General features: G+C 62.4%; 13 protein-coding genes. 5 read left to right on the top strand and 8 right to left on the bottom strand.

Going from position 1 to position 15954, the window contains the following annotated elements; all coding sequences use genetic code 11:
- Positions 1-2: 2 nt before the first annotated feature.
- Positions 3-1265 (bottom strand): cytosine permease, encoded by a 1263-nt coding sequence (codB, locus tag M2416_RS04540; protein WP_115193339.1) that lies wholly within the window; start codon positions 1263-1265, stop codon positions 3-5.
- Positions 1266-1831: 566 nt separating this feature from the next.
- On the opposite strand from codB, the gene M2416_RS04535 reads away from it, so the two are divergent.
- The 3 genes from M2416_RS04535 to M2416_RS04525 are packed head-to-tail and all read left to right on the top strand — an operon-like array spanning position 1832 to position 4990.
- On the top strand, positions 1832-2443 hold the full coding sequence (locus M2416_RS04535) for a methylthioribulose 1-phosphate dehydratase (protein WP_041144548.1): 612 nt from the start codon (positions 1832-1834) through the stop codon (positions 2441-2443).
- A gap of 25 nt (positions 2444-2468) precedes the next feature.
- Positions 2469-3965 carry an FGGY-family carbohydrate kinase gene (locus M2416_RS04530; RefSeq protein ID WP_259222343.1) on the top strand — a complete coding sequence of 499 codons (1497 nt, stop codon included), beginning with the start codon at positions 2469-2471 and terminating at the stop codon, positions 3963-3965.
- Positions 3962-4990, top strand: coding sequence for a 2-hydroxyacid dehydrogenase (locus M2416_RS04525; protein ID WP_259222341.1), 1029 nt, complete (start codon positions 3962-3964; stop codon positions 4988-4990). Before M2416_RS04530 ends, M2416_RS04525 begins: the two co-directional genes overlap by 4 nt.
- A 15-nt stretch (positions 4991-5005) precedes the next feature.
- Here the strand turns inward: M2416_RS04525 and M2416_RS04520 are convergent, their stop codons facing one another.
- Genes M2416_RS04520 through M2416_RS04500 form a run of 5 tightly spaced genes read right to left on the bottom strand, consistent with a single transcriptional unit; the run spans position 5006 to position 10475 of the window.
- Positions 5006-5950 (bottom strand): carbohydrate kinase family protein, encoded by a 945-nt coding sequence (locus M2416_RS04520; protein ID WP_259222340.1) that lies wholly within the window; start codon positions 5948-5950, stop codon positions 5006-5008.
- Between the two features lie 10 nt (positions 5951-5960).
- On the bottom strand, positions 5961-6962 hold the full coding sequence (locus M2416_RS04515) for an ABC transporter permease (RefSeq protein ID WP_259222338.1): 1002 nt from the start codon (positions 6960-6962) through the stop codon (positions 5961-5963).
- Positions 6959-7948 (bottom strand): ABC transporter permease, encoded by a 990-nt coding sequence (locus M2416_RS04510; protein ID WP_041144553.1) that lies wholly within the window; start codon positions 7946-7948, stop codon positions 6959-6961. The genes M2416_RS04515 and M2416_RS04510 overlap by 4 nt, the downstream gene beginning before the upstream one ends.
- Positions 7945-9450 carry a sugar ABC transporter ATP-binding protein gene (locus M2416_RS04505; protein ID WP_175636949.1) on the bottom strand — a complete coding sequence of 502 codons (1506 nt, stop codon included), beginning with the start codon at positions 9448-9450 and terminating at the stop codon, positions 7945-7947. The genes M2416_RS04510 and M2416_RS04505 overlap by 4 nt, the downstream gene beginning before the upstream one ends.
- Before the next feature lie 44 nt (positions 9451-9494).
- Positions 9495-10475 (bottom strand): sugar ABC transporter substrate-binding protein, encoded by a 981-nt coding sequence (locus M2416_RS04500; RefSeq protein WP_076944913.1) that lies wholly within the window; start codon positions 10473-10475, stop codon positions 9495-9497.
- Positions 10476-10890: 415 nt separating this feature from the next.
- On the opposite strand from M2416_RS04500, the gene M2416_RS04495 reads away from it, so the two are divergent.
- A complete protein-coding gene (locus M2416_RS04495; protein ID WP_259222335.1) occupies positions 10891-13212 on the top strand; it encodes a molybdopterin-dependent oxidoreductase in 2322 nt (773 codons plus the stop codon).
- Positions 13213-13256: 44 nt separating this feature from the next.
- On the opposite strand, the gene M2416_RS04490 is transcribed toward M2416_RS04495, so the two are convergent.
- Entirely contained in the window at positions 13257-13799 is a 543-nt protein-coding gene (locus M2416_RS04490) for a 1,2-dihydroxy-3-keto-5-methylthiopentene dioxygenase (protein WP_259222333.1), read from the bottom strand.
- Positions 13796-14485 (bottom strand): acireductone synthase, encoded by a 690-nt coding sequence (gene mtnC, locus M2416_RS04485; protein ID WP_041144558.1) that lies wholly within the window; start codon positions 14483-14485, stop codon positions 13796-13798. The genes M2416_RS04490 and mtnC overlap by 4 nt, the downstream gene beginning before the upstream one ends.
- 222 nt (positions 14486-14707) lie before the next feature.
- Here mtnC and M2416_RS04480 point away from each other — a divergent pair, with 222 nt between their 5' ends.
- Complete coding sequence (locus tag M2416_RS04480) at positions 14708-15853, top strand: pyridoxal phosphate-dependent aminotransferase (RefSeq protein WP_175636950.1); 1146 nt, start codon at positions 14708-14710, stop codon at positions 15851-15853.
- The last annotated feature ends 101 nt before the right edge of the window (positions 15854-15954 follow it).

Genomic DNA, 15954 nt, shown 5'->3' with positions numbered 1-15954 from the left:
GGCTACTGCTCCGCCGCCGGATCGGCCGCCGGCTGGCGTTTGCTCAGGCGGGTCAGGACGATATAGACCAGCGCGGAGACGGAGATGCCCACCAGCGGCGCAATCCACGGCGACAGGTAAGCCACCAGCGCGCCGACGGCATAAGCGCCGAGCCCCAGCCAGTTAAAACGCGGCAGGCGCGCGGTTTGCAGCAGAGGATAGCGTCCGCCGCGGTAGAACCAGTAGTCGGCGAGGATCACGCCGCCGATGGGCGGGATGATGCTGCCCAGCAGAACCAGGAACGGGATCAGCATTTCGTACATCCCGCCAATGGCCAGCAGAATGCCGACGCCGGCGGCGACAACGGTCAGGGTCCGCCGGCGTTCGCTGCGCAGCAGATGGCAGGCGGCGGCAGAAACGTTATAGATGGTCGGCCCCTGAATGGTCAGCAGATTGAGGCACAGCATGACCACCGCGGCGACGGAGAGCCCCTGCAAAATCAGCACTTCGACGATATCGGCCTGCTGATAAACGATGGCGCACCAGGCCCCGGCGACAATCATCAGCCCGTTGCCGATAAGGAAGCTGCCCATGCTGGCGACGATGGCGGTGCGGCTGGAGTTAGCCAGCCGCGTCCAGTTCGTCGCCTGGGTTGCGCCGCTGGCGAAGGTGCCAAACACCATGGTGATGGCCGCTGACCAGGTCATGGTTTCGCCCGGTTCGATTTTGGTCATCGCCTGCCAGCCGCCGGCGTGGTGGGCGGCAAGGTACATGGAGACCACCAGCAGGATAAACATCAGCGGAACCGAAACCCGCGAGAGCGCATCCAGCCCCTTATAGCCCACCAGCGCGGTGACGCAGAACAGGATACCGAACAGCACCATCAGCGGAACGGTCAGGGCCTCCGGCAGGGCGAGGATTTTGACCAGCGAAATCGCCACCGTAGCGGTACCCCAGGCGTACCAGCCCAGCTCGGCGAAGCCGAGAATAAAATCGGCGAGCCTGCTGCCGATCTCGCCGAAGCAAAAACGCCCCATCAGTACGGTGTTCAGCCCGCTGCGGGCGGCAATCCAGCCGAGCGACGCCGCGTAGAGGGCCAGCAGAAAGTTACCGATAACCGCAATCCACAGCAGGTTAACGATGGAAAATGAGACGCCGAGCTTCCCGCCCGCGAACATGGTGCCGGTAAAAAAGGTAAAGCTGAACAGAACCATGGAGATTGAAAACAGGCCCTTGCGCCCTGAGGTCGGCGCTTCGACGAGCGGGAAATCGTTGCTGTTTGACATAGTGGAACCTCTGTGTGGTCATCCGAATAGCGATGCCAGAGGGGTAGCAAGAGGTGTGCCAAAAAAAGCGGGGCAGCAGGAACATAGCGAAGTGGGCAGTGTGCACATAAAAAGCCGTTAAACGGCGCGGTTTTGCCAGAAGGGTGTGCAGGGTGCAAAGTTTTGCACCAGCGTGGGGCAGAGCGTTCGGCGCTGCTCGTCGCGGGCGGTCGCCAGCGTCGCTGCCGAAATTTACCCCTGCCGCGTGCAGAACGATCCCCCGTCTTTTTAGCGGCCCGCAGCGGGTAATATTGGCGTTATGAAAACGCTCAGTTGTATCACTGTTAAAAACGGCAATTTCATATTCTTTTCTGATATAACCATTCTTAATGTAAGCCTTTCCTGAAATATTGTTCAGCCGGGCAGGCGGTGTTAGTATCGGGTAAATAGCCATTTAGATGGCTAAAGAACCTTGTCTCGGGTTATCCTGCTGGCCGTTGTGCCTCAGCGCAGCGACGCCGCTGCCTGCCGCAGCATCCCCCGAGCGTAAGGTTCTCCAAATACCATCGCTAAACTAAGGAACTGCTATGTGGCAAGAAAGACTCGCGCAACTGGTCACCACCTGTCATTGGATCGGTGCGAAGGGCTGGGCGCCGGCGACCGGCGGCAATATGTCCGTGCGCCAGGATGAGACCTGGTGCTGGCTCAGCGAGTCGGGACGCGATAAGGGCAGCCTGACCAGCGAAGATTTTCTGCAGGTGGATATTGCCAGCAATACCGCGCCTTCCGGGCGCAAGCCTTCGGCGGAAACCGGGCTGCATACCCTGGTCTATCGTCTGTTCCCTGAGGCTAACGTCGTGCTGCACGTCCATACCGTCAACGCGACGGTGCTGTCGCGCATCGAGAAGAGCGGGACGCTGGCGCTGCAGGGCTACGAAATGCAGAAAACGCTGACCGGCCAGCACAGCCATCTCGACACCGTCCCGGTGGCGATTTTTGATAACGACCAGGATATCGACGCCCTGGCGGCGCGCATCGAAGATTATGCGCAGACCCATCCGCTGCGCTACGGCTTCCTGCTGCGCGGCCACGGCCTGACCTGCTGGGGGAAAGATATCAACGAGGCGCGTCGTCAGCTGGAAGGTCTGGAATTCCTGTTCGAGTGCGAGCTGATGCGTCGCCGCTACGAGCGCGACTAATATTCAACGGGCGATCGGGTCAGGCATGGATTTTTATCTGGGTATCGATATCGGCACCTCGCGAGTTAAGGCGGTGCTGTTTGACGAACATTTTCAGGCGCGGGCCAGCGCGGCGGAGAATACCGGGCCGCGTCTGTCGGCTAACGGCTACGCTGAGCAGGATATGGCGCAGCTGTGGCAGTCGGTGATCGCTATTTTGCGCCAGATTGCGCAATGCCCGGAGCTGCAGGGCGGGCGCTTAAGGGCCATTGGCCTTGCCGGACAGGGCGAAGGGGTGTGGCTAAGCGATGCCGAAGGCGAGCCGGTCGGACCGGGGATCCTGTGGAGCGATACCCGCAGTCGGGAGCTGATGAGCGTTCTGCTGCGCCGTCCGGACTTCGATCGCCGCTTCTTTGCCGAGACCGGCACCCACCTGCAGCCGTGCAATACCAGCATGCAGCTATGCTGGCTGCGGCACTATCAGCCGGAGCGGCTGGCGGCGGCGCGCTATCTGTTTTTTGCCAAAGACTGGATCCGCTTTCGCCTGACCGGCGTCGCGGCGCTGGATATCACCGATGCCAGCACTTCGCTGCTCAATCAGCAGAGCGGGGAGCTCTCGGCGGTGGTGCTGAATGAAATGGGGCTTGCCGATCTGCAGCACCTGTTCCCGCCGCTGCTGGCGCCGGATGCGCAGGCCGGCACCCTGCGCGACGAGGTGGCGGCGCTGACCGGACTGGCGGCCGGCACGCCGGTGGCCGCCGGCGCGCTCGACGTGTGCAGCGCGGCGCTCGGCTGCGGCGCGGTGAACGACGGTGATATCTATACCATCCTCGGCACCACCTGCTGCACCGGCGTCGTGTGCCACGGTCGCCAGACGGTGAACGAGGCGACGCGCTACGTCACCCATACCGAAGCGGGGAGCTTTATTAACCTCTTCCCGATGCAGGCCGGGACGCCGAATATTGACTGGCTGCAGCAGCATATCTCCCTGAACCCGGATCTCCAGCAGCTTGAGCAGGCGATTGCCGACGTCGAGCCGGGCAGCGGGGGCGTGTTCTGGCAGCCCTATCTGAACGGTGAGCGCGCGCCGTTTTATAGCCCGGACGCGCGGGCCGGCTACTTTGGCATCAGCCAGCACACCACCCGCGCCGAACTGCAGCGGGCGGTCTTTGAGGGGCTGGCCTACGCCATCGTCGATTCGCTGCAGGGCTATCCGCAGGGCGGAGAGCTCTACCTGACCGGCGGCGGCGCGGCCTCCGCGACCTGGCTACAGATTATTGCCGACTGTAGCGGCAGAACGGTGGTCTCCAGCACCTTTAACGAACTCAGCGCCCGCGGGGCGGCGATTCTGGCAGCCCGCAGCGTTGACGGGCTTGCGCACTACCCGCAGCTGGAGCAGACGCGCTATCAGCCACATCCGCGGGCGCACGCCCGCTACGCCGCGCTCTATCCGGTCTATCGTCTGCTGCGCGAACAGATGCTGCCCGTCTGGCAGGCCAGGCAGGAGGCGCTTCAACGTATTTCTCAGGAATCAGACCAATGAAAATTGTTTTTACCGCCGAACACTCCGGCGATCTTACGGCGTTCCAGCAGCTGGGCGAGCTGCGGGTTGAGGGATGGGCGCTGGGCAAGCCGAAGCTTAGCGCCGGCCAGCTGATCGACCTGGCCCACGATGCCGACGTGCTGGTGACCAGCTACGACGACGTCACGGAAGAGGTGATTGCCGCCTGTCCGCGCCTGAAGGTGATTGCCTGTACCCGCGCCAATCCGGTGAATATCGACGTTAAAGCCGCCGCGGCGCGCGACATCCGCGTGCTCTATACGCCTGGCCGCAACGCCGACGCCGCGGCGGAGCTGACGCTTGGGCTGATGCTGAGCCTGGCGCGGCATATCCCGCAGGCGCACGCGGCGCTGAAGCGCGGCGAATTTACCCACGCCGACAACGCGGCGGCGGTGACGCAGGCCGGGCTGCGCCGCGACGTGGTGTGGGACGTGAGCCCGCAGAGCCCTTACGAGGTGTTTAAGGGCAGCGAGCTGCGCAATAAGACGCTGGGGCTAATTGGCTACGGCAATATTGGTCGCCGGGTGGCGCGTATCGCCCGCGCCTTCGGCATGTCGGTGCTGGTGGTGGACCCGTTCGTGGCGGCCGAGGAGATTAACGAGCCGGGGCTGCAGAAAACCACCCTCGAAGCGCTGTTCCGCGAGGCTGATATCGTCAGCCTGCACCTGAGCAGCGGCGCCGGCAGCGACGGGCTGGTGAACGCGCCGCTGCTGAACAGCATGAAGCCCGGCGCGCTGCTGATTAATACTTCCCGCGCGGCGGTGGTTGACGAGGAGGCGCTTATTCACGCCCTGCGCCACGGGCCGCTGGGCGGCGCGGCGCTGGACGTCTATCATCGCGAACCGCTGTGGCGCGATCACCCGTTTGTCACCGAGTTTGATAACGTGATTATCACGCCGCATATTGCCGGCGCAACCCGCGAAAGCATCAGCAAGCACACGGCGATGATTGCCGCCGATCTCCAGCGCTATGCGGCCGGTGAGCCGCTGCTGTATCAGTGGCGCTAAGCGCGGGGCCGCAGGCTATTCGGCCCGATTAGCGGCCATAAACGCCAGGGTGTGGTTCCAGTCGACCACGCCCGCATCCGATCCCAGGCCGGTGGCCACCAGCGCCGCCACGGCTGACGCCACTTCGCAGGCCTCTTTTTCATTCAGCCCCCGGGCCAGGGCGGCAATAAAGCCGCCGCAGTAGCCGTCGCCGCAGCCGGTGGTGTCCAGTGCCTCAACGCGCCACGGGGCGATATGTTCGACGCGGCCATCGCGGGTCAGCAGCCAGGAGCCGTTCTCGCCGTCTTTCAAAATGCAGGTCCCGACGCCAAGGTCGAAGAAGAAGCGGGCGATTTCGGCGGGCTCGCTGCGTCCCGAGAGATAGGCGGCCTCCTCCAGCGAGGGCATAAAGTAGTCTACCGACGGCAGCAGCGGGCGCAGCAGATCCAGGGTTCGCTCATCGGGGGCGATCAGGTCGAAGCTGGTGGTGACGCCGCGCGCTTTAGCGGCCGCCAGCAGCCGCGCGCTCTGACCCTGGTCCATTGCCGCCAGCAGCCCGGTGCCGCCGTGATGCAGGAAGCGACAGTCGAGAATCGAGGCAAACGCCTCTTCGTCGACGAACAGGGCGTCGGAGGCGCCGCGACAGTGCAGCGCGGGCCGCTCGCCGTTCGGGCGGATGGGCAGGATGGTTGCCGAGGTTTCCATTTGCGTCGTGCGCTGAATCAGCGAGCAGTCGATCCCCTGGCGCGCGTAGCTGGCGAGAATAAAATCGGCCTTTTCATCGTGGCCAAGGCAGGCGACGGCGGCGGTGCGAACGCCGAGCTTCGCGGCGTTGATATTCGCCCCCGCAGCGGTGCCCGCGGGGTTAAGGCGAATTTGTTCGATAAAGGCTACCCCGCCGCGGGGCGGGATGTCGAGAACCGGACGGCCGGCGATATCAAGGATCGTCAGGCCGACAAAAACGGCGTCAAAGGCTGCCATAGATACTCCGTTAACGATGCTGCTGACGCAGACGCGCCTGCCAGAAAGAGAGGGCCAGCGCGACCACCAGAATAACGCCCACCAGCGCGTCTTTGACCAGGTAGTTAAGACCCATCAGGTTCAGGCCGTTATCAATAATCGCGAGGAACAGCACCCCGCCGAGGGTACCGGCGATGCTGGCCCGGCCCTGACGGTTAAAGGCGGTGCCGATAAAGACGGCGGCAATCGCATCCATCAGATAGGACTGGCCGGCCAGCGGCGTAAACTGCCGCAGGTTTGCGGAGAGGATCACGCCGCCGATGGCGCACATGGCGGAGGCCGCCACCAGCACCCACAGCATGGTCAGCCGATCGCGGATCCCGGCGATCCGCGCCGCTTCCCCGTTCTGGCCAATGGCGCGAACGTACTTGCCAAACAGCGTGCGTTCGGTAATCAGCCACGCCACCAGCCACAGCGCCAGCACGATAACCACCGGCGTCGGAATGCCGGCGATATTGCCCACCGCCAGATCGTGGTACTCCGGCGCCATCCGACGATAGGAGATTGAGCCGCCGCCGTCGGTGTAGATCCGCTCGACGCTGCTGGCAATAAACCAGGTCCCGAGCGTGGCAAGGAACGGGCGGATCTGGCAAATCAGGATCAGAAAGGCGTTCAGCAGACCGATGATGGTTCCGCCGAGCAGGGCGTAGCCCACCGCGGCCTGCCACGGAAGGTGCCAGGTTTTCAGGGCTACCAGCGCAAAGGCGGCGCCAAAGTCGAGCGCGACGCCCACCGAGAGATCGATGGCCCCGGCGCTGACGATAAGGGTCATCGCCATCGCCACAATCAGCAGGATCGCGCTGCCCTGCAGCAGGTTGGCCCAGTTATCAACGGTCAGAAATACCGGGTTGGCCCAGCCGAACAGGGCGATGGCCAGCAGGGTGATAACGCCGAAGCCCGCCCGCGACAGATAGGCCAGCGGGCCGCCGGCGCTCTGGCCCGGCGATGAGGATTTGAGCGTCAGCTGGCTCATTGATTGCCTCCCTGATGCCTGACCGCAGACGCCGCCAGCACGATAAGGATCAGGGTGCCTTTGATGGCGCCCATCCAGAAAATATTGACCCCCAGCAGCCCGAGGCCGTTGGAGAGAGCGTTGACCAGCACCGCGCCAAGCAGCGCGCCCCAGATGGTGACGACGCGCCGGCGCGAGAAGGCGGCGCCGATAAAGGTTGCCAGCACGGTCTCCAGCAGCAGCGGCGTGGCGGTGCCGCTGGAGCTGCCCGAGCCCTGGCTTAAGAGCGGCAGGATCGCCAGACCGGCGGCGATGCCGGCCAGCAGCCAGACGTAAACCGTCAGCCGGCGCACGTTAAGCCCGCTCATTTGCGCCATATCGCGATTGCCGCCGACCGCCTGCAGATGCTGGCCGAAGCGCGAGTGGTGCACCAGCAGCTGGAACAGGGCGAATACCGCCAGCAGGTAGATCAGCGGCCAGGGAATGCCGAGCAGCGTCTGGTCGCGAAAAGCCACCATCAGCGGATCGCTGACCGCAATGCGCCGCTGGCCGGTGAGCAAATCGGTCAGGCCGGTAAAGGCGACGGAGGTTGAGAGCGTTGCCAGCAGCGGCGGCAGCCCGGCGACCAGCACCAGCCCGGCGTTGATCGCCCCGCAGGCGAGGCACACCGCCAGCGGCAGGAGGAGGAGCCACAGATAGGAGATCTGCCACTCCACCATGCCGAGGCTCAGAAGCGCGACCCCGAGCACCGCGATGGCGGGCAGCGAGAGGTCGATCCCGCCGGTGACCACGTCATCGCCGCCGACGGCAATCACGCAAACCAGTCCGAAGCACAGAATGGCCAGCGGCACGCTCTGCACCAGCATCATGCTGATATTCTGCCAGCTTAAAAAGAAGGGCGACTGGAGGCTGAGCCAGACCAGCAGGGCGAAGAAGAGGATCAGCGGAAATTTTTCAATAAGCGTCGTCATGCCCGGCAGGCCGCGGCGCTGGATACCCGTACTCATAGCTGTTGTTCCTGTCCACCGTTAATCGTTGCCAGCAGGGCGTCGAGCGTCAGCCCCTGGGTGGCGAGATTCGCCACCAGCTCGCCGCGCCACATCACGAGGATCCGATCGCACAATCCCAGCAGCTCCGGCGCATCGCTGGAGGAGACCAGCACCGCGCGTCCGCGATCCGCCAGCTGGCGGGTACGCTGATAGATATCGCTGCGGGCGCCGATATCGACCCCGAGAGTCGGTTCATCGAGAATAAAGAGCCGCGCATCGGTGCCCAGCCAGCGGGCCAGAATCGCCTTTTGCTGGTTGCCGCCGCTCATCAAGCGCACCGGCAGCTCCGGGCGGCCGGGGCGAATAGAGAGCTGCTCAATCCAGCTGCGGGCTTTCTCCAGCGCCCGGCCCCGATGCTCCCAGCCGAGGGTGGCGGTATCCGACAGGGAGGCCAGGTTAATGTTGTCGGCGGTGGAGAAGGGGAGGATCAGCCCCTGATGGCGGCGGTCGCGGGGCACCAGCGCCATACCGGCGCGAATTGCCTGCTTCGGCGTGCGGATGCGACGCGGCTGACCGTCGATGCTAATGACGCCGCTGTCCACGCGCTTGAGACCGTAGAGAAGGTCAACCAGCACGTCGCGCCCGGCGCCCAGCAGGCCGGCGATACCGACGATTTCGCCGGGCTGAATATCAAAGGTAATATCGCGCAGCTGATGGCCGTCGCCGAGCGCGCGCACCGACAGCAGCGGGGTGCCGGCGTCGGCTTCAGGCGGCGCGGACTGGCGCGGGGTATAGAGCTGCTCGATTTCCCGGCCGACCATCATTTTGATCAGCGCATCGGTATCCTGCAGCAGCGAGCGGTCAGGGTAGCCCACCACCTCGCCGTTGCGCAGCACGGTTCCGCGATCGCAGAGGGCGGCGATTTCGTTCAGATAGTGGGAAATATAGAGAATGGCGATCCCCTGCTCGCGCAGGCGCAGGATCGCCGAGGAGACCAGGCTGGCCTCCTGCGCTTCCAGCGGCGCGGTAGGCTCGTCAAACACCACCAGCTTGGCGGCACCGTCGATCAGCGCCCGGGCGATTTGCACCAGCTTGCGTTCGGCAAGGCTGAGATCGCGAATCAGCCGCCGCGGGTTAATGCTCAGCTGCCAGCTGTCGCGGAAAAAGGCCTCGGTGGCGGCGTTCATGCGCTTTCTGTCCAGCGCTCCCCAGCGGTGGCGATACTCCTGGCCGAGAAAAACGGACTCCGCCACGGTGAAGTGGGCGATCAGGTTGAGCTCCTGGTGGATAACGCGGATGCCCATCGCTTCGATGGCGGCAGGGTTGCCGAACGGGATCGGCGCGCCGTCGAGGGTGGCGCTGCCGCTATCGGCCTGGTACACGCCGGCAAGGATCTTGATCAGGGTGGATTTTCCAGCCCCGTTTTCGCCGATCAGGCCGTGAATTTCACCGGGATTCAGAAGCAGCGTGACCGCATTTAATGCAGTCACGTTGGCAAAGCTTTTGCCGATCTGGCTCATGACCAGACCAGCGGCGGGGCGCTCCCCGCCGAAGGGTTGATTAATCACTGCAGTTCGCCATATCCCAGCTGTTTGTAGACCGCTTTCGCTTCCTGCGGACCCTTCACCGGGACCACCGGAATAAAGGTTTGCAGCGGCAGAGCCTGCTTAGCGAAGTAGTGCGCGACGTTGTCGGCCGAGGTCTGGCCAATCAGGTGCGGCTGCTGGGCGACGTTAGCGACGAACGGGCTGCCGGGCTCGGCCATAATTTCCAGGGTTTCCGGGCCGGCATCGATGGCGGTGACCTTCACGTCCTTATCGCGGCCGGTCTCTTCCAGCGCCTGCACGATCCCGATGGCCGGCTGATCCCAGCAGGCGACGTGGATAGCGTCCAGTTTGCCTTTCGGATACTGGCTGAGCAGCTCGAGAGTTTTCTTACGCGCATCTTCCGGCGAGTTTGCAAACTGTTCGGCCAGCTCCGGCTGAATAATATGAATATCCGGATAATCTTTAAGGACATATTTCCACTGGTCGTAGCGGATGCCGCAAATTCGCAGCGAGCTGGAGAACGCATTAAATACTGCAACGTTGCCTTTGCCGCCTAATTCATCGGCCATATAGCGACCAATGGTTGAACCCAGGGTGTAGTTGTCGGAGGTCGTGTTATTGACGGAGTATTTGGAAACGTGGTCCACGGTAAATACCGGGATGCCGGCATCGCGCAGCGCTTTAAATTTAGGTTCAACGGCGCTGTCGCCGAGAATACTAATTACGGCATCAACCTTACGTGATAATAAAATATCGTGGTTATTGGCATGTACCTGATTATCACGACCGCCGTCAACGCCGATGACTTTACCGCCCAGCTTTTCCACTTCCTCGGTGGCGCCTTTATAGGCTTCACGATCCCAGAAATGCTGGGTACCGACAACGGCGACGCCGATGGTTTTACCCTGTAGCGACAGGGGTTCTGCGGCGGAGGCGCTGACGGAGACGAGCGTCATCAGACCCAGGGCGGCGGGCAGTAATTTTTTTCTCTGCGACATTCTTATTATAGTCCTGTGATGAAGGTGTTTGCGGATTCGTAGCATGACAATAACGACCACGCAACCTCAAATACAAAATATGTCTAAGTTATACCAATAATGGTATATCGGCGGAGCGGTGCAGGAAAACTTAATTTTGCCGGATGCAACCTGAAAATATTTCATGATGGTTAAATTAAGCCATTTTTATATTGTGGGTATAAAGAAAAAGAGCTCGCTTTTATTGCAAACGGTAATTGCTGCTTAATTATGGCTATATTTATGGTGGGATGTGGTGAATATATTCCATGGGGCACGTAATGCGGGCGGCTGTCGGCCTGAGTGGCAGGATATTATAGCGCTGCCGGCATTTTATCTTCAGCCAGCTCCCGACTTATTATAGCGGTCTTGATCGGGTGACAACAAAACGGGCAACATGAATAAACAACATAATCTGGCGGTGATGCACTGGGGGACCTGGCAGGTGCAAACCCGCGATGGCGCCATTGACGCCGTCGTGCCGGTCGCCTGGGATAAAAATCCCTCGCGCATTGGCCAGTCCCTCACCGACGCGGTCACCGGCAATACGCGCATTCGTCGTCCGGCGGTGCGGGCCGGCTATCTCAAAAATGGCCCCGCGTCGCGAGAAGGTCGCGGCAAAGAGCCCTTTGTCGAGGTGAGCTGGGAGGTCGCGCTCGATCTGCTGGCCCGTGAGCTGACCTCGGTGAAGACGCGCTGCGGGAACGAAGCCATATACGGCGGCTCCTACGGCTGGGCCAGCGCCGGGCGCTTCCACCATGCCCAGAGCCAGCTGCACCGCTTCCTCAAGTCTTTCGGCGGCTACACCGCCAGCACCAATACCTACAGCAGCGCCGCGGGAGAGCGTATTTTGCCGCACGTGCTGGGGCCGCTTAGCCCGCTGCATCGCCAGCACACGCACTTCTCCGAGCTGGCGCGGGAGTGTCAGCTGTTCGTGGCGATTGGCGGCCTGCCGCTGCGCAACTCTCAGGTGAGCGGCGGCGGCGCCAACGATCATATGCTGAAGCACTGGCTGGAGAAGATGCAGGCCAACGGCACGCGCTTCGTCAATATCAGCCCGGTCAGCAACGATCTGAGCGCCGTGAGCTCGGCGCAGTGGCTGGCGGTGCGTCCGGGGACCGATACCGCGCTGCTGCTGGCGCTGTGCTACGTCCTGATTACCGAATCCCTTTACGACAGCGGCTTTGTGGCCAGCCACACGGTGGGCTTTGCTCCCTACCGCGCCTATCTGCTGGGAGAGCGCGACGGAGTGGCAAAAACGCCGCGCTGGGCGGCGGAAATCGTGGGGATTTCCGAGCAGCAGATTATCTCCCTGGCGCGCGCGATGGCCAGCCAGCGCACGATGGTTAATATCTCCTGGTCCATCCAGCGCGCCCGCCAGGGGGAGCAGGCCTACTGGGCAACGGTCGCCCTGACCGCGCTGCTGGGGCAGATAGGCACCCCGGGCGGCGGGTTGGGCTTCGGCTACGCCTGTACCAACCTGGCGGGCGCGGCGCGCAAAGCCTTTTCCGGCCCTCGTCTGCCGGCGGGGAAAAATAGGGTTAACGGCGCGATCCCGGTGGCCCGGCTGGCGGATATGCTGCTGCATCCCGGCGGTGAGTATGAGTTTGACGGCCAGCATCTGCGCTACCCCGATATCCGCCTGGTCTACTGGGCGGGAGGCAACGCCTTTCACCATCACCAGGACCTTAACCGACTCTGCGAAGCGTGGCGACGGCCGGAAACGGTGGTGGCGCACGAGCAGTACTGGACCGCGCAGGCCAAGTTTTCCGATATTGTGCTGCCTGTGACCACCTCCCTCGAGCGGGAGGATATCGGCAGCGGCGGGCACGACGGATTTATGATTGCCATGAGCGCGCAGATCCCGCCGGTGGCCGAAGCCCGCGACGACTACGCGATTTTCTGCGATCTTGCCGCCCGCTTAGGCTGCGATGAGCGCTTCAGCGAAGGGCGAAGCGTCGAAGAGTGGCTGCGGCATATTTATGATGAGTCGCGCCCCCGGGCCCGGGAAGAGGGCATTGAGCTGCCGTCGTTTGATGATTTCTGGCAGCAGGGGGTGCTGGAGTACAGCGCGCCGGAGCAGCCGCAGGTCTTTCTGGCCGACTTTCGCGCCGACCCGCTGGGCTCGCCGCTCTCCACGCCGTCCGGCAAGATTGAGCTCTTCTCGCAAACCGTCGCCGACTTCGGCTACCGCGAGTGCCCCGGCCATCCGTGGTGGGACGAAGAAGAGGCGAGCTGGCAGCGGGAAGAGGCCAGCCGCTGGCCGCTGCATCTGCTCTCCAGCCAGCCGCGCACGCGTCTGCACAGCCAGTACGATCACGGTAGCGTCAGCCGGGAGACCAAAATTCAGGGGCGCGAGCCGCTGTGGATGCATCCCCAGGATGCGCAGGCGCGGGGCGTCACCGAAGGCAGCGTGGTGAAAGTGCATAACGCCCGCGGAGCGATTCTGGCCGGGGTGCATCTCAGCGACGGGATCCGTCAGGGGGTGGTGCAGATGGCGACCGGTGCCTGGTACGATCCGCTGGATCCCAACGAGAAAGGCTCGCTGGACAAGCACGGTAATCCGAACGTCCTGACCGAAGATCGCGGCAGCTCGCGGCTGGGTCAGGGCTGCAGCGCGCAGAGCTGCTGGGTTGAGATTGTCCCGTGGCGCGAGGCGCTGCCGGCGATTACCGCTTTCGATCCGCCAGCGTTTATCAGCGCGGACGCGCTGTCCTGAACGCCAGCCCGGTGGCGCAGGGCCGCCGGGCTGGACAAAGATGACTACGCCAGCCGCGGGTAGGCGTCGGCAATATCATCCCCGGTAAACTTCGCCACCCAGCCTTCCGGATTATCGAAAATGCGGATGGCGGTGAAGTTCGGTTCCGAGCCCATATCAAACCAGTGCGGCGTGTCGGCGGGGACGGAGATCAAATCGTTCTTCTCGCACAGCACCTGGAACACCTCATTGCCGATATGCAGGCAAAACAGCCCGGCGCCCTCGACGAAGAAACGCACCTCGTCTTCGCCGTGGGTATGTTCGTTGAGGAACTTCGCGCGCAGCGCCTCTTTCTGCGGGTTGTCCGCGCGCAGGCTGATGACGTCCCAGCTCTGGTAGCCCTTTTCGGCAACCAGCTTATCAATCGCGTGCTGGTAGGCTTCAATCACCGTTTCCGGCGCAGGCGCGATGCCCAGGTCGCGGTCGGCCTGCCAGCGTTCAAAGCGGACGCCTTTGGCGTTTAGCTGCTGCTGAATCTCTTCGGCGTCGGTGCTGTGCCAGATGGACTTCCCGGCGTCGTGGTCAGAAAAAATCGTTAATGCGCTCATGCAGGTATCTGCTCCGGATGAATGTCGTCAAAACGCTGAATCTGCGGATGATGGCTGGCGGGGTCGCGATCGCCGCGTACCAGCTGCAGGGTGCGAAAACCGGCCTCCTCGGCGGCATCCAGCTCCTGATGGATATCGGAAAGGAACAGGATGGCGGCGGGGTGATGACCCAGCTGCTCAGCAATGTTGCGGTAGGACTGCGCGTCGCGCTTCGCCCCGACCAGGGTATCGAAATAGCCGCTGAACAGATGAGTAATATCACCTTCATCGCTGTAGCCAAATAACAATTTCTGCGCGGCGACCGAGCCTGAGGAATATACATATAAATCAATCCCCTGCGACTTCCATTTTTCCAGCGCCGGCAGAACATCGGGGTACAGATGGCCGGTAAAGTCGCCGTTCAGGTAGCCATCGCGCCAGATAATCCCCTGCAGCGCCTTCAGCGCGGTGGATTTGCGATCCTCCTGCATAAAGGCAAACAGCGTCTCGATAAGCTCGGCGGTGCTGGCGGCGGGGGCGGCGATTTCGTGACGCAGGTTATCGAGGATCGTTTTGACCGGCTCAGCGTACTGCTGGGCGGTCACGAAGCCTGCTAACCGTTCACGGGCGTACGGAAACAGAATGTTGTGTACGAAGCGAATGTCGCTGGTGGTACCTTCAATATCGGTCACGATGGCGCGGATCATGGTTTCTCCAGAGTGGGCGTTACGCCGCATTGACGGTGGCGGCAGACGGTAGCCGGCCAGACCTCATTATTTATACACGGCATTGCGCAAACCGCAGCGTGGCTTTTTGCATAACGGCGCATATAGACGTCTAAGCGTCTCGATTGCCAAATATTAACATCGTGTTATAGTGGCTTCAACAACAGCATTACAATCGGTAATAACAAAATGAGCAATAAGCCACTGATTCCTGAGAGTAAACTCCCTTCACTGGGCACCACTATTTTTAGCCAGATGAGCGCGCTGGCGCAGCAGCATCAGGCGATAAATCTTTCACAGGGCTTCCCGGATTTTGACGGGCCGCGCTACCTGCAGGAGCGGCTGGCTTTTCATGTCGCCCAGGGGGCCAACCAGTACGCCCCGATGACCGGCGTGCCGGCGCTGCGTGAAGCTATCGCCGATAAAACCGCCGAGCTTTACGGCTACCGACCGGATGCCGACAGCGATGTGACCGTGACGGCGGGCGCCACTGAGGCCCTGTATGCGGCCATTACCGCCCTGGTGCGCGCCGGGGATGAGGTTATCTGCTTTGACCCGAGCTACGACAGCTATGCCCCGGCGGTTGAGCTTTCCGGCGGCGTGCTGAAGCGCATTGCCCTGCAGCCGCCGCATTTTCGCGTGGACTGGCCGCAGTTTGCCGCTGCGCTGAGCGAGCGTACCCGGCTGGTGATCCTCAATACCCCGCATAACCCGTCGGCGACGGTCTGGCAGCGCGAGGATTTCGCCGCGCTGTGGCAGGCGATTGCCGAGCGTGAGATTTACGTGGTCAGCGATGAGGTTTACGAGCATATCTGCTTTGCGGCGCAGGGACACGCCAGCGTGCTGGCCCATCCGCAGCTGCGCGAGCGGGCGGTGGCGGTCTCTTCGTTTGGGAAAACCTTCCATATGACCGGCTGGAAGGTCGGCTACTGCGTCGCCCCGGCGGCAATCAGCGCCGAGCTGCGCAAAGTGCATCAGTATCTGACGTTCTCGGTGAATACGCCGGCGCAGCTGGCTATCGCCGATATGCTGCGCCACGAGCCGGAGCACTATCGCCAGCTGCCCGAGTTTTACCAGCAGCGCCGCGACCTGTTTATCGAGGCCCTGCGCGCCAGTCGCCTCGAGATATTACCCTGCGAGGGCACCTACTTCCTGCTGGCAGACTACAGCGCGGTTTCCGATCTCGACGACGTCAGCTTTTGCCGCTGGCTGACGACGGAAATCGGCGTGGCGGCGATCCCGCTGTCGGTATTCTGCGCCGATCCGTTCCCGCACCGCCTGATTCGGCTGTGCTTTGCCAAGCAGCCGGCAACGCTGCTGGCCGCCGCAGAGCGTCTGCGCCAGCTGTAGCGTGCGGAAGTCATGTCGCTGAGAGAATTAACGATCGCCGGGCGTGATAGGCCGATCGTTAATTCTCGCCTATTACCGCTTTCGCTATTTTAATTTTTGGT

It is taken from the genome of Klebsiella sp. BIGb0132 (genome assembly GCF_024810075.1).
GTDB lineage: Bacteria > Pseudomonadota > Gammaproteobacteria > Enterobacterales > Enterobacteriaceae > Klebsiella > Klebsiella terrigena.
This window is presented reverse-complemented; position numbering and strand designations above follow the sequence as displayed.

What these genes read in the sequence shown, in the direction of transcription:
- M2416_RS04500 (WP_076944913.1), bottom strand. Translation starts at nt 10,475, where the DNA reads ATGTCGCAGAGAAAAAAATTACTGCCCGCCGCCCTGGGTCTGATGACG.
- M2416_RS04495 (WP_259222335.1), top strand. Translation starts at nt 10,891, where the DNA reads ATGAATAAACAACATAATCTGGCGGTGATGCACTGGGGGACCTGGCAG.
- M2416_RS04505 (WP_175636949.1), bottom strand. Translation starts at nt 9,450, where the DNA reads ATGAGCCAGATCGGCAAAAGCTTTGCCAACGTGACTGCATTAAATGCG.
- M2416_RS04515 (WP_259222338.1), bottom strand. Translation starts at nt 6,962, where the DNA reads ATGAGCCAGCTGACGCTCAAATCCTCATCGCCGGGCCAGAGCGCCGGC.
- mtnC (WP_041144558.1), bottom strand. Translation starts at nt 14,485, where the DNA reads ATGATCCGCGCCATCGTGACCGATATTGAAGGTACCACCAGCGACATT.
- M2416_RS04520 (WP_259222340.1), bottom strand. Translation starts at nt 5,950, where the DNA reads ATGGCAGCCTTTGACGCCGTTTTTGTCGGCCTGACGATCCTTGATATC.
- codB (WP_115193339.1), bottom strand. Translation starts at nt 1,265, where the DNA reads ATGTCAAACAGCAACGATTTCCCGCTCGTCGAAGCGCCGACCTCAGGG.
- M2416_RS04490 (WP_259222333.1), bottom strand. Translation starts at nt 13,799, where the DNA reads ATGAGCGCATTAACGATTTTTTCTGACCACGACGCCGGGAAGTCCATC.
- M2416_RS04535 (WP_041144548.1), top strand. Translation starts at nt 1,832, where the DNA reads ATGTGGCAAGAAAGACTCGCGCAACTGGTCACCACCTGTCATTGGATC.
- M2416_RS04530 (WP_259222343.1), top strand. Translation starts at nt 2,469, where the DNA reads ATGGATTTTTATCTGGGTATCGATATCGGCACCTCGCGAGTTAAGGCG.
- M2416_RS04510 (WP_041144553.1), bottom strand. Translation starts at nt 7,948, where the DNA reads ATGAGTACGGGTATCCAGCGCCGCGGCCTGCCGGGCATGACGACGCTT.
- M2416_RS04525 (WP_259222341.1), top strand. Translation starts at nt 3,962, where the DNA reads ATGAAAATTGTTTTTACCGCCGAACACTCCGGCGATCTTACGGCGTTC.